The sequence below is a fragment of the Pseudomonas sp. GM78 genome (assembly GCF_000282475.1).
In the GTDB taxonomy this organism is placed as follows: Bacteria; Pseudomonadota; Gammaproteobacteria; order Pseudomonadales; family Pseudomonadaceae; genus Aquipseudomonas.
Window position 1 is genome coordinate 1 of sequence record NZ_AKJF01000097.1, and the last position, 12,703, is coordinate 12,703.

Annotated in this window: 10 protein-coding genes, 2 tRNA genes and 1 pseudogene; 3 read left to right on the plus strand and 10 right to left on the minus strand. The window is 59.1% G+C overall.

Annotation, left to right across the window (positions count from 1 at the left end):
- Nucleotides 1–199 (minus strand): annotated as a pseudogene (locus tag PMI35_RS15215) (gamma-glutamyltransferase); the annotation flags it as partial.
- A gap of 165 nt (nt 200–364) precedes the next feature.
- Here PMI35_RS15215 and PMI35_RS15210 point away from each other — a divergent pair.
- Nucleotides 365–1,474: a DUF2817 domain-containing protein gene (locus tag PMI35_RS15210; protein ID WP_008060164.1), complete on the plus strand. Its 1,110-nt coding sequence runs from the start codon at nt 365–367 to the stop codon at nt 1,472–1,474.
- Between the two features lie 188 nt (nt 1,475–1,662).
- On the opposite strand, the gene PMI35_RS15205 is transcribed toward PMI35_RS15210, so the two are convergent.
- Nucleotides 1,663–1,739: transfer RNA gene (locus PMI35_RS15205), tRNA-Met, on the minus strand.
- Between the two features lie 242 nt (nt 1,740–1,981).
- On the opposite strand from PMI35_RS15205, the gene PMI35_RS15200 reads away from it, so the two are divergent.
- Both PMI35_RS15200 and PMI35_RS15195 read left to right on the plus strand, forming a co-directional pair.
- Complete coding sequence (locus PMI35_RS15200) at nt 1,982–3,199, plus strand: MFS transporter (protein WP_008060166.1); 1,218 nt, start codon at nt 1,982–1,984, stop codon at nt 3,197–3,199.
- A 100-nt stretch (nt 3,200–3,299) separates the two neighbouring features.
- The gene (locus PMI35_RS15195) at nt 3,300–5,501 is read left to right on the plus strand and encodes an OsmC domain/YcaO domain-containing protein (protein ID WP_032831628.1); all 2,202 of its coding nucleotides are present in this window, start codon (nt 3,300–3,302) and stop codon (nt 5,499–5,501) included.
- 63 nt (nt 5,502–5,564) lie between these two features.
- On the opposite strand, the gene ychF is transcribed toward PMI35_RS15195, so the two are convergent.
- From ychF to PMI35_RS15155, 8 genes are all read right to left on the minus strand, one after another.
- Nucleotides 5,565–6,665, minus strand: a complete 1,101-nt coding sequence (ychF, locus tag PMI35_RS15190) for a redox-regulated ATPase YchF (RefSeq protein WP_008060171.1) — start codon at nt 6,663–6,665, stop codon at nt 5,565–5,567.
- Between the two features lie 22 nt (nt 6,666–6,687).
- Complete coding sequence (gene pth / locus PMI35_RS15185) at nt 6,688–7,272, minus strand: aminoacyl-tRNA hydrolase (RefSeq protein ID WP_008060172.1); 585 nt, start codon at nt 7,270–7,272, stop codon at nt 6,688–6,690.
- Between the two features lie 169 nt (nt 7,273–7,441).
- Complete coding sequence (locus PMI35_RS15180) at nt 7,442–8,041, minus strand: 50S ribosomal protein L25/general stress protein Ctc (RefSeq protein ID WP_008060174.1); 600 nt, start codon at nt 8,039–8,041, stop codon at nt 7,442–7,444.
- 142 nt (nt 8,042–8,183) lie between these two features.
- A complete protein-coding gene (locus PMI35_RS15175; RefSeq protein ID WP_003171603.1) occupies nt 8,184–9,125 on the minus strand; it encodes a ribose-phosphate pyrophosphokinase in 942 nt (313 codons plus the stop codon).
- A gap of 45 nt (nt 9,126–9,170) precedes the next feature.
- Nucleotides 9,171–9,245, minus strand: a tRNA-Gln gene (locus PMI35_RS15170).
- 36 nt (nt 9,246–9,281) lie between these two features.
- Complete coding sequence (gene ispE / locus PMI35_RS15165; protein WP_008060176.1) at nt 9,282–10,133, minus strand: 4-(cytidine 5'-diphospho)-2-C-methyl-D-erythritol kinase; 852 nt, start codon at nt 10,131–10,133, stop codon at nt 9,282–9,284.
- A 1-nt stretch (nt 10,134) separates the two neighbouring features.
- The gene (lolB, locus tag PMI35_RS15160) at nt 10,135–10,752 is read right to left on the minus strand and encodes a lipoprotein insertase outer membrane protein LolB (RefSeq protein WP_008060178.1); all 618 of its coding nucleotides are present in this window, start codon (nt 10,750–10,752) and stop codon (nt 10,135–10,137) included.
- 4 nt (nt 10,753–10,756) lie between these two features.
- Entirely contained in the window at nt 10,757–12,481 is a 1,725-nt protein-coding gene (locus PMI35_RS15155; RefSeq protein ID WP_008060180.1) for a tetratricopeptide repeat protein, read from the minus strand.
- Between the last annotated feature and the right edge of the window lie 222 nt (nt 12,482–12,703).

Below are 12,703 nucleotides of genomic sequence, written 5' to 3' on the forward strand. Positions count from 1 at the left end.
CTGCCAGTGGGTTGGCGGCTGCCGCCATGTGGCGTGAAGCGTGTCGGGTCTGCAGGTCGGTGCGGTAACCGGAGGCGCTTTCCGGTGCGGTGGGCAGCGTCGGGGCTGACGCGTTGTGGCAGGCGCCAAGGGTCAGCGCGGTGATGATCAGCGCGAGGGCTGGCAGGCGCGCGCGGCGCGAATGGGAGGCTGAGAACACGGGGGCACTCCGTCCGTTGGATAAAGGTACCGGGGACTGTATCGGCGACCTCGCAGTGACGCAAACCAGGTCCTGGGGTGAGGATGCGGTTGTGCTTCATCAATGGGCGGATTTTCGGTAGGGTCATTGCCAGCGATCAGGCCAGAAGACCCACAAGAGGCACACATGCAAAGCGAGTTTCCAACCCAGCCGAGCTACCGTTCCCAGCGCGAACAATTCCTGGCGGCGGCAACCGCGGCCGGTGCGACGCTGAGCGAGTATCTCCATCCACTCACAGGGCCGTCAGGCGAAGCCCTGGGCACCGATGTGGCGGTGCTCGGCGATCCTGGCGCCAAACGCCTGCTGATCGCGCTGAGCGGCACTCACGGGGTCGAGGGCTTCTATGGCTCGGGTTGCCAGATCAAGTGGCTGCAAGAGCTCGGCAAGCGCTCGTTGCCGGCGGATGTCGCCGTGGTGATGATTCATGCGATCAATCCCTGGGGCATGGCATGGCTGCGTCGGGTCAACGAAGACAACATCGACCTGAACCGCAATCACCTGGACTTCAAGCGTGCGTTGCCGGACAACCGGGCATATGACGCACTGCACGACATTTATGCCTGCACGCAATTGCGAGGGCCCGAGCGCGACCGGGCCGATGCCTTGCTCGACGAGCAGATCCGCCTGCAGGGATGGCCTGCGGTCATGTCGGTTGTCGAGGGTGGCCAGCATGCGCATCCGGATGGGTTGTTCTACGGCGGTGTGGCCCCCAGCTGGTCGAACCGTACGTTGCAGCAGATCATGCAAAAGCACGTGGCCCATGCTGACGTCGCCCTGTGTTTCGACTTGCACACCGGCGCTGGGGAGTACGGGCATCCGATGTTGTTGACGATCACCGAGGCGGCTTATCCGGCGCTGGCCGATGCCCAGGGGATTTACGGCCCGTGGCTCTACACGTTGCACACCGGTGCCGACACGCTGAGCGAAACCGGTGTTGCAGCCACTGCGACCGGCTACACCTCGCAGGCGCTGCTCAATGCGCTGCCGCAGGTGCGGTTGATGCCATTCGTCATCGAGTGCGGGACGTATCCGGGGCCAGACGTTCATCGACATCTGCGCGATGACCACTGGCTGCATCTGCATGGTGATGTCCACGATGCGGCGGGGCGAGAGATCAAATTGAACCTGCTTGAACAGTTCTATCCGGCGGATAGCGATTGGCAGGCCATGGTGTGGTTGCGCACGTGGCAGATCTGGGAGCGGGGATTATCGGCGCTACCGACGCTTCGTTGCTGATGTTGTAGGAGCGAGCATGCTCCGGGCGGCGTTCCGACGATGGTCGTGAACGATAACGAGGGAGTCTGGTTCCCCGCGGTGGCCTTGAGTCCATCGCGAGCAGGCTCGCTCCTACAGGAGTGATGGAGTTGCACTTTTCGCGAGGCATAAAAAAACGGCCTACCTTTCGGTAAGCCGTTTTTAGCACTTGGTGGCTACACAGGGACTTGAACCCCGGACCCCAGCATTATGAATGCTATGCTCTAACCAACTGAGCTATGTAGCCAAGATGGCGCGCATTATTCACCGGGAATGGAGATGCGTCAAGCATAAATCTAAAATATTTCTCTACACTTTCAACCGCTTATCCTCAGGAGCCGAAAAAACGGCGCGGGGGAGGGTATCAATCGGTCGGAAATTTGCCGAATGGCGAGGTCGTTAGCAGGCTAAGGGGATGGCGCTGGTGCAGCGAAAAATGGCACATTGACGCACCTGCCCGTGTGCACCCCTCTGTTTTTCGGAAATTTCATGGCTATCAGCAACGTTCAGTCCGCCACTGCGGCAGCGCCCGCGACGTCACAAAGCAGTCCCCTGGTCATGCGCATCATCGGCGCGGTGGCGCTGGCGCACCTGATCAACGACCTGATTCAATCGGTGCTGCCGTCGATCTACCCGATGCTCAAGGCCAACTATGGCCTGACGTTCACCCAGGTCGGCCTGATCACCCTGACTTTCCAGCTGACCGCTTCGCTGCTGCAACCCTGGGTCGGCTACCACACAGACCGCCACCCCAAGCCCTGGCTGTTGCCGGCTGGTACGGTCTGCACCTTGATCGGCATCGTGATGATGTCGGTGGTCGGCAGCTTCCCGCTGATTCTGCTGGCGGCGGGCTTGATCGGCATTGGCTCCTCGACCTTTCACCCGGAAGCTTCCCGCGTGGCACGGCTGGCCTCGGGTGGGCGGTTTGGCCTGGCGCAATCGACCTTCCAGGTCGGCGGCAACGCGGGCTCGGCGTTCGGTCCGTTGCTGGCGGCCGCGATCATCATCCCTTACGGGCAAGGGCATGTGGCCTGGTTCGGCCTGTTCGCGGTGTTTGCCCTGTTCGTGCTCTACCGGATCAGTCGCTGGTACGCCAACCACTTGAACCTGTTCAAGCTCAAGCAGGGCCAGGCGGCGACCCACGGCCTGTCCAAGGGCCGGGTGACCAGCGCGCTGGTGGTGCTCGGGCTGCTGGTGTTCTCCAAGTACTTCTACATGTCCAGCCTCACCAGTTACTTCACGTTCTACCTGATCGAGAAGTTCGACCTGTCGGTGGCCAGTTCGCAATTGCACCTGTTCCTGTTTCTTGGCGCGGTGGCCGCGGGGACATTCTTCGGCGGGCCCATCGGCGACAGGATCGGGCGCAAGGCCGTGATCTGGTTCTCGATCCTTGGGGTTGCACCGTTCACGTTGCTACTGCCGCATGTGGACCTGTTCTGGACCACTGTCCTCAGTGTGGTCATCGGCTTCATCCTCGCCTCGGCCTTCTCGGCCATCGTGGTGTACGCCCAGGAGCTGGTGCCAGGCAATGTCGGGATGATTGCCGGGGTGTTCTTCGGCCTGATGTTCGGCTTTGGCGGGATTGGTGCGGCGCTGCTGGGTCACCTGGCGGACATCCACGGCATCGAATACGTGTACTTCCTGTGTTCGTTCCTGCCGTTGCTGGGCGTGTTGGCGATTTTCCTGCCGCGGACCAAAAAGGCCTGATTAACGCACCGCTGGCCGGACGCGCGAGCTTGAACAAGACTTCCGGCTGAAAAGCCGGATAATGGCGGCCATTCGTTTGCTCGTTATTCTGGTATCCCGCATGGAAATCAAGGTCAATTTTCTCGACAACCTTCGACTTGAAGCCAAGTTCGATGACTTCACCGTGGTGGCCGATCAGCCTATCCGCTACAAGGGCGATGGTTCGGCACCGGGTCCGTTCGACTACTTCCTGGCTTCGTCGGCGTTGTGTGCGGCTTACTTTGTGAAGTTGTACTGCAGCACTCGCAATATCCCCACCGAAAACATCCGCCTGTCGCAGAACAACATTGTCGACCCGGAAAACCGCTACAACCAGATTTTCAAGATCCAGGTCGAGTTGCCGGCCGATATCTCCGACAAGGACCGCCAGGGCATCTTGCGCTCCATCGACCGCTGCACCGTGAAAAAGGTGGTGCAGGCCGGGCCTGAGTTCGTGATTGAAGAGGTGGAGAACCTGGATGCCGACGCCCAGGCGCTGCTGATGCCGGCTGCCAATGCAGGTTCTGAGGCGGGCACCTACATCGTAGGCAAGGACCTGCCGCTGGAACAGACCATCGCCAACATGTCGGGCATCCTGGCCGGCCTGGGCATGAAGATCGAAATCGCTTCGTGGCGCAATATCGTGCCCAATGTGTGGTCGCTGCATATTCGCGATGCGCATTCGCCAATGTGTTTTACCAATGGCAAGGGCGCGACCAAGGAAGGCGCGCTGGCGTCGGCGTTGGGCGAGTTCATCGAGCGACTGAACTGCAACTTCTTCTACAACGATCAGTTCTGGGGAGAAGACATCGCCAACGCGGCGTTCGTGCACTACCCGAACGAACGCTGGTTCCAGCCTGGCCCTAAAGATGAGCTGCCACCGGAGATTCTCGACGCGTACTGCCTGCGGGTTTACAACCGCGATGGCGAGTTGCGTGGCTCGCATCTGTTCGACACCAACTCGGGCAACGAAGAGCGCGGCATCTGCTCGCTGCCGTATGTGCGCCAGTCAGACGGCGAGGTCGTGTATTTCCCGTCCAACCTGATCGAAAACCTGTACCTCAGCAATGGCATGAGTGCCGGTAATACCCTGGCCGAAGCGCAGGTGCAGTGCCTGTCGGAAATCTTCGAGCGCGCGGTTAAACGCGAAATCATCGAAGGTGAGTTTGCCCTGCCGGATGTGCCGGCCGAGGTGCTGGCGAAGTACCCAGGGATACTGGCCGGTATCCAGGCGCTGGAAGAGCAGGGGTTCCCGGTGTTGGTGAAGGACGCGTCCCTGGGGGGGGAATTCCCGGTGATGTGCGTCACCTTGATGAACCCGCGTACCGGTGGCGTGTTCGCCTCGTTCGGCGCGCACCCGAGCCTGGAAGTGGCGCTGGAACGCAGCCTGACGGAATTGTTGCAGGGCCGAAGCTTCGAAGGCCTCAATGACCTGCCCCTGCCAACCTTTGAAGGTCATGCGGTGACTGAGCCGAACAACTTCGTCGAGCACTTCATCGACTCCAGCGGCGTGGTGTCGTGGCGCTTCTTCAGTGCCCAGTCGGATTACGAATTCGTGGAGTGGGACTTCTCCGGCCAGGGCGAAGACTCCAACGCCGAGGAAGCCGCGACCTTGTTCGGCATTCTCGAAGGCATGGGCAAGGAAGTGTACATGGCGGTGTACGAGCACATTGGTGCCACGGCCTGTCGCATCCTGGTGCCGGACTACTCGGAAATCTATCTGGTGGACGACCTGATCTGGGATAACACCAACAAGGCGCTGTTTTTCCGCGAGGACATCCTGAATCTGCACAGCCTCGACAAGGCCGGCCTGAAGGCATTGGTCAAGCGTCTGGAAGACAGCGAGCTGGACGACTACACCGACATCACCACCTTGATCGGCATCGAGTTCGACGACAACACCGCCTGGGGTCAGTTGACGATCCTGGAGTTGAAGCTGCTGATCTATCTGGTCTTGCAGAAGTTTGAAGAGGCCAAGGAACTGGTGGAAATGTTCCTCCAGTACAACGACAACACGGTCGAGCGCGGGTTGTTCTACCAGGCCGTGAACGTGGTGCTGGAAATGCAGCTGGACGAGGACCTGGAGTTGGCCGATTACGAGGCCAACTTCCGCCGGATGTTTGGCAACGAGCGCATGGACGCCGCGATCGGCTCCGTGGACGGCAGCGTACGCTTCTTCGGCTTGACGCCTACCAGCATGAAGCTGGAGGGCCTCGACAGGCACCTGCGCCTGATCGACAGCTACAAGAAGCTGCACGCGGCGCGCGCGAAGGTGACGGGTTGACCCGTTGATAGCGCTCACAAAAAAAGCACCCTCGGGTGCTTTTTTTGTTGATGGCTGCGAACGTCAGACGTTGAAGCGGAAGTGCATCACGTCGCCGTCTTTTACGATGTATTCCTTGCCTTCCAGGCGCCATTTACCGGCTTCCTTGGTACCGGCTTCGCCCTTGTACTGGATGAAGTCGTTGTAGGCGATCACTTCGGCGCGGATGAAGCCTTTTTCGAAGTCGGTGTGGATCACGCCAGCGGCTTGTGGTGCGGTGGCACCGACGCGCACGGTCCAGGCGCGGACTTCTTCGACACCGGCGGTGAAGTAGGTCTGCAGGTGCAGCATTTCGTAGCCGGCGCGGATCACGCGGTTCAGGCCAGGCTCTTCGAGGCCCAGGGCTTCGAGGAACATGTCTTTCTCTTCGCCGTCATCGAGCTCGGCGATTTCCGCTTCGATCTTGTTGCACACCGGAACAACCATGGCGCCTTCTTCTTCGGCGATGGCCTTGACTACGTCCAGGTGCGGGTTGTTCTCGAAGCCGTCTTCAGCGACGTTGGCGATGTACATGACCGGCTTGGTGGTCAGCAGGTGGAAGCCCTTGATCACCGCTTTCTCGTCGGTGCCCATGTTCTTCATCAGGCTACGTGCTGGCTTACCTTCGCTGAAGTGAGCGATCAGTTGTTCCAGCAGGCCTTTCTGGACCACTGCGTCCTTGTCACCGCCTTTGGCGTTGCGCGCGACTTTCTGCAGTTGCTTCTCGCAGCTGTCGAGGTCGGCGAAGATCAGTTCCAGGTCGATGATCTCGATGTCGCGTTTCGGGTCGACGCTGTTGGAGACGTGAATCACGTTCTCGTCTTCGAAGCAGCGGACCACGTGGGCGATGGCATCGGTTTCACGGATGTTGGCCAGGAACTTGTTGCCCAGGCCTTCACCTTTCGACGCGCCGGCAACCAGGCCCGCGATGTCGACGAATTCCATGGTGGTCGGCAGGATGCGCTTTGGATTGACGATGGCCGCCAGGGCGTCCAGGCGTGGATCCGGCATCGGCACGATACCGCTGTTCGGTTCGATGGTGCAGAAGGGGAAGTTCTCGGCCGCGATCCCGGATTTGGTCAGGGCGTTGAACAGGGTGGACTTGCCGACGTTAGGCAGGCCGACGATGCCGCAATTGAATCCCATGGTGTTTCCCCTCGGGTAAAAGTCAGGCCTTCTGGCTGTGCAGGTTTTTCATCGCGCGGTTCCATTCACCGGCGAGGATATCCGGCAGCACGCCGAGGGCAAAGTCGATGCTGGCATCGAGTTTTTCCTGTTCGGCGCGTGGCGCACGACCCAGGACGAAGTTTGAAACCATACTGGCAACGCCCGGGTGGCCAATGCCAAGCCGCAGGCGGTGAAAGGTATTCTGATTGCCCAGTTGCGCAATGATGTCGCGCAACCCGTTGTGACCGCCATGGCCACCGCCCACCTTGAGTTTGGCGACGCCCGGAGGCAGATCGAGTTCGTCGTGCGCCACGAGGATTTCTTCAGGCTTGATGCGGAAGAAACCGGCAAGGGCCGCTACGGCCTGGCCGCTGCGGTTCATGTACGTGGTGGGAATCAGCAGGCGAACATCCTGACCCTGATGCGAAAAGCGCCCGGTCAGGCCGAAATATTTGCGGTCCGCCACAAGGTTCACGCCTTGTGCGTTCGCGAGACGCTCAACAAAAAGGGCCCCTGCGTTATGCCGGGTCTGTTCGTATTCAGCGCCTGGATTTCCCAGGCCAACGATCAGTTTGATGGCAGTCACGATAGGGGCCCTTCATTGGAGTAGTGGATAACATCGCCGCAATCAGGGAGTGCGGCGAAAGTGGACGAAAATTGCTCATTTACCATGATGTAAACTCCGCGTTCTCGCCCGCTTTCTCGCTACGCTCTAGTCCGCGATGTTTCCGGTCACTCCGGCAGCGCAGAGTAAATTACTCTGCAGCGCCTTCTGCAGCTTCTGGAGCAACACGTGGAGCGTGGACGTTGGCAACAGCCTTGTCATCGCCGTGTGCCAGAGCAACAAACTCAACGCCTTTAGGAGCTTTGAGGTCGGACAGGTGAATGATCGAACCGATTTCGGCGTCAGCCAGGTCGACTTCGATGAATTCAGGCAGGTCTTTCGGCAGGCAGGAAACTTCGATCTCGCCAACAACGTGGGAGATTTCGCCGCCTTTCTTGGTCGGTGCTTCTTCGTTGATGAAGTGCACTGGAACGATAGCGGTCAGTTTCTGGCCAGCTACAACGCGTACGAAGTCAGCGTGCATCACGTGGCCTTTGGCCGGGTGACGTTGCAGGGCTTTGATCACGACGTTTTGCTTGGTGCCACCAACGTTCAGCTCGATGATGTGGCTGTAAGCCGCTTCGTTTTCGAGCAGTTTGGCAACTTCTTTAGCCAGCATGCTGATGGATTCAGGGGCTTTGTCGCCACCGTAAACTACAGCTGGAACCAGGCTTGCGAGACGACGCAGGCGGCGGCTCGCACCTTTCCCCAGGTCGGAACGCACTTCAGCATTCAGAGTAAAATCGTTCATGTTGTATCTCCAAAATAACCACACTCGCCCCAGCGTTTGCGACCAGCGCTAAAGGCGATATGGGCAAAAAAGCCCCGCCCCGACAGGAATGCCGGGGCGGGGCGCTTTTCGTCAACGAGACATTTCGAGAAGGGCAGGGCCCTTAGCGGAACATCGCGCTGATCGATTCTTCATTGCTGATGCGGCGGACCGCCTCGGCAACTACCGGTGCGATATCCAGTTGACGGATACGCGCACAGGCTTGTGCTGCAGCGGACAGCGGGATGGTGTTAGTCACCACCAATTCGTCCAGCACGGAATTTTCAATGTTTTCGATCGCTCGACCGGACAGCACAGGGTGCGTGCAGTAGGCGAAAACCTTGGCAGCGCCATGCTCTTTCAAGGCCTTGGCCGCGTGGCACAGGGTGCCGGCGGTATCGACCATGTCATCGACCAGAATACAGGTACGCCCTTCGACATCACCGATGATATGCATCACTTCAGAGTGATTGGCTTTCTCACGGCGTTTGTCGATGATCCCGAGATCCACGCCCAAGGATTTGGCAACGGCACGTGCACGCACGACGCCACCAATGTCCGGGGACACGATCATCAGGTTTTCGAAGCGCTGATCTTCAATGTCATCCACCAGAACCGGGGAGCCGTAGATGTTATCTACCGGAATATCGAAGAAACCCTGGATTTGGTCAGCATGCAGATCAACCGTGAGAACACGGTCGATGCCGACTACGGTAAGCATGTCAGCGACGACTTTCGCGCTGATAGCCACACGTGCGGAACGCGGACGGCGATCCTGACGGGCATAACCAAAGTAAGGAATAACAGCAGTGATACGAGTAGCCGAGGAGCGGCGGAAGGCATCAGCCATCACTACCAGTTCCATCAGGTTATCGTTGGTCGGAGCGCAAGTCGGCTGAATAATGAAGACATCTTTACCGCGGACGTTTTCATTGATCTCGGCTGTAATTTCGCCGTCGGAAAACTTACCGACAGAGATGTCACCGAGAGGGATATGCAGCTGACGTACGACACGCCGAGCCAGATCGGGGTTAGCATTCCCCGTAAAGACCATCATCTTGGACACGCGCAGTACCTAGAGGCTGAGGGTAACCTGGATGAGTATAGAAAATGGCAGGGGCGGCTGGATTCGAACCAACGCATGGCAGGATCAAAACCTGCTGCCTTACCGCTTGGCGACGCCCCTGTATCTGTTGCAACGATTACCCAGTAATCGGTTCCTTTAGAGCAGACTTTGCAGCTTGCGGTGCAACATCGAAATGTTGCTTCCTTTTGCTACAAACCCTGTAAGGGTCTCTGTAAGAAGGGCCGAGACTTTATCAGCTTCAGCTTTGCTTGGGAAGCCCCCAAACACACAACTTCCAGTTCCGGTGAGTTTTGCTTCGGTAAAATTACCTAACAAATTCAATGCGTTACGTACCTCTGGATAACGCCTTGCTACCACCGGCAAGCAGTCATTTCGACTGTTTCCCTTGGGAACGGGGCGCACTTTAATGGGCGGAGTGTTACGTGTCAACAACGGATCTGAAAAAATTTCTGCCGTACTTACAGAGACTTGCGGTACCAGCACGAGATACCAGGGTTCTTCCGGGTCGACAGGGGTCAGTTTCTCCCCCACGCCCTCGGCGAAAGCAGCATGGCCGCGCACGAAAACCGGGACATCGGCGCCCAGCGTCAGGCCCAGCGCGGCCAACCGATCCTCATCCCAACCCAGTTGCCAGAGGTGATTGAGGCCGAGCAGGGTGGTGGCGGCATTCGAACTGCCGCCGCCGATGCCGCCGCCCATGGGCAGGACTTTATCGATCCAGATATCAATGCCGAGCGGGCACCCGGATTGTTCCTGTAGTTTTTTCGCGGCCTTGACGATCAGGTTGCTGTCGTGGGGGACGCCTTCGAATTCGGTGTGCAGGCGAATGACACCGTCGTCGCGCACGGCAAAGGTGATTTCGTCGCCGTAGTCGAGAAATTGAAACAGCGTCTGCAGTTCGTGGTAGCCGTCTTCACGGCGACCCAGAATGTGCAGCATCAAATTGAGTTTGGCGGGAGAAGGCAGGGTCAGGCGATTGGCTGGCATGTCATTGCCCCAATTTGCGCGGTTGCCAGGTCTTGATCACCAGCGTGACATCCAGGTCGGTGCCGTGCAGTTTGATCCGCTCGGGCAACCAGTAGCCGTTTTGCTCGGTATAGGCGGTGTACTCGACCTGCCAGCCGTCCTGTTCGAGGCTGGCCAGACGGCTGTCGCCATCGAGGGTCAAGCGGCTTTTGCTGTCCGGCGCCGGGAGTCCGCGGACCCACCAGGCCAGATTGGCAACCGGCAGCTTCCAGCCCAACTGCTCTTCGAGCAGGGCATCCGGGGACGGTGCTTCATAGCGCCCCTGGTTGGCGACTTCCAGGGAAACCTTGCCCGGATGCCCGGTCAGGCGCGCCGCACCGCGACCCAATGGGCCCGAGAGGCGGATGTCGTAGTAATCCTGGCGTTGCAGCCAGAACAGCGTGCCGCTGCCGGAATCTTTTGGCGCACGGATGCCGATCTTGCCGTCGATCTGCCAGCCATCAAGGCTTGCAAGCTGCAGTTTGTGCTCGCGCCATTGCGCGGGGTTGCCGTGGCCCACGACCGATTCGCGGGCAGTAAAACCCGCACAGCCGGCGAGCAGGGCAATGAAGCTGAAAACGATGAGGTGGCGCAAAAACATAATCTTAAAGAGTCTCTGATCCGGTCAGGCGCTTGATGGTGCTGCGCAGGGTAGGGCTGTCGGGCTGTTCCTTGAGGAACTTGCCCCAGATTTGCCGTGCTTCGCGTTGCTTGCCGTTGGCCCACAGGACTTCACCCAGGTGGGCGGCGACTTCCTGGTCGGGGAAGCGTTCCAGGGCCTGGCGCAGCAGGCGCTCGGCTTCGTCGAGATTGCCCAGGCGGAAATTCACCCAGCCGAGGCTGTCGAGTACCGCTGGATCCTCCGGTGTGATCTGGTGCGCTTGTTCGATCAGCGCCTTGGCTTCGGCGTATCGCGTCGTGCGGTCAGACAGGGTATAGCCGAGGGCGTTCAATGCCATGGCGTTGTCCGGATCGCGCTTGATGATCAGGCGCAGGTCTTTTTCCATTTGTGCCAGGTCATTGCGTTTTTCCGCCTGCATGGCGCGGGTATAGAGCAGATTCAGGTCGTCCGGGTATTTTTGCAGGGCTTGTTCCAGGACTTTCCAGGCCTTGTCCCCCTGTTTGTTGGCGGACAGGGTTTCGGCTTCGATCAGGTACAGCTGGATCGCGTAGTCCGGTTGTTCGTCGCGCTCTGCCGCCAGTTTGCGTTGGGCTTCGGCAGTCTTTCCGTTATTCATCAGGATGTCGGCCTGACGCAGTTGTGCAGGCAAATAGTCGTTACCCGGGCCGACCTGATCGTATTCGATCAGCGCACCTTGCGGATCGTTACGTTCTTCGGCGATGCGCCCCAGGTTCAGGTGCGCCGAGTCGACATGGCTGTCACGGGCGATCAAGTCTTCCAGGTAGCCCTTGGCCTCGTCCCAGGCTTTGGCCTCCAGGCAGACGAGCGCCAGCGAATACCGCAGGTCGTCGTCTTCCGGGTATTGCTGCACCAGGCTTGAGAACTCGGCCTTGGCGTCATCCATGCGGTCCTGTTCAACCAGCATGCGCGCGTAGGTCAGGCGCAGGCGCTTGTCGTCCGGATACTTCTTGATGCTTTTCTGCAGCAGCGGCAAGGCTTCGTCACCGCGATCAAGGGCTTGCAGCAGGCGCGCGCGCAGCAGGATCGGAGCAATTTCGCCGTCGTCCGGTGGATTGTCTTCCAGCAGGGTCAGCGCGCCTTTGGTGTCGCCGTCCTGTTGCAGCAGCAAGGCCTTGCCAAAAATCAGCTGGCCATTGTTCGGGTGGCGCTGCAATAAACGGTCGAAACTTTTCATCAGGCCATTGCGCGTGTCCTGGTCGGTATCGGCCGCGGACAGTGCGAGGAAGTCGAAATGGGTATCGCCCTTGCCTTGCAGCACTTTCTCCATGTAGACCATGGAATCGTCATAACGCCCGGCGCGCGCCAATTGCACGGCGGCGGCCCGCTGGGCCTCGAGGTCGTCCGGCGCGTTTTTGGCCCAGATCAGTGCCGTGTCCAGGGCGGCCTGGTCGGCGCCCAGGTACTCGGCGATGCGGAATGCCCGCTCGGAGATGCCCGGATCCTGGGTGTTGATGGCCTGGGTCACGTAGTTGTCCAGGGCGATGTCGAAACGATTGCGCTGGCCAGCCAGTTCCGCACTCAGCAGGCTGAAGACAGTGTCTTCGCTGAATGAACTGTAGACCTTGGGCTTTTCGGGGGCCGGGGTGGTGTCTTCGACCGGCGACGGGTCATCCGTCGACACGGGAGCCAAGGCCTGGCAGCCGCTGAGTAAGACAAGGGCGAGGAGCAACGCGGAAGATCTATTCATATAGGAAAAGGACGACTAACCTGCGGTCGGATCATCATGACACAAGCCTTCGGTCAAACATAACCGGCCCGGCAATTTACCCAATGCCCTTATACATACAGAGGTCGTGTCCGTGTAAACGAGAACCGCTCTCACCCTCTGGCGCTTACTACCAGGGTGATAGATATCGAGTAGTTGTTCTGAATCTGACGAAGTAGGACAATTACCGGCTTCACGTCACCA

What these genes read in the sequence shown, in the direction of transcription:
- lolB (WP_008060178.1), bottom strand. Translation starts at nt 10,752, where the DNA reads ATGTTTTTGCGCCACCTCATCGTTTTCAGCTTCATTGCCCTGCTCGCC.
- ychF (WP_008060171.1), bottom strand. Translation starts at nt 6,665, where the DNA reads ATGGGATTCAATTGCGGCATCGTCGGCCTGCCTAACGTCGGCAAGTCC.
- PMI35_RS15210 (WP_008060164.1), top strand. Translation starts at nt 365, where the DNA reads ATGCAAAGCGAGTTTCCAACCCAGCCGAGCTACCGTTCCCAGCGCGAA.
- ispE (WP_008060176.1), bottom strand. Translation starts at nt 10,133, where the DNA reads ATGCCAGCCAATCGCCTGACCCTGCCTTCTCCCGCCAAACTCAATTTG.
- PMI35_RS15180 (WP_008060174.1), bottom strand. Translation starts at nt 8,041, where the DNA reads ATGAACGATTTTACTCTGAATGCTGAAGTGCGTTCCGACCTGGGGAAA.
- PMI35_RS15200 (WP_008060166.1), top strand. Translation starts at nt 1,982, where the DNA reads ATGGCTATCAGCAACGTTCAGTCCGCCACTGCGGCAGCGCCCGCGACG.
- PMI35_RS15155 (WP_008060180.1), bottom strand. Translation starts at nt 12,481, where the DNA reads ATGAATAGATCTTCCGCGTTGCTCCTCGCCCTTGTCTTACTCAGCGGC.
- PMI35_RS15195 (WP_032831628.1), top strand. Translation starts at nt 3,300, where the DNA reads ATGGAAATCAAGGTCAATTTTCTCGACAACCTTCGACTTGAAGCCAAG.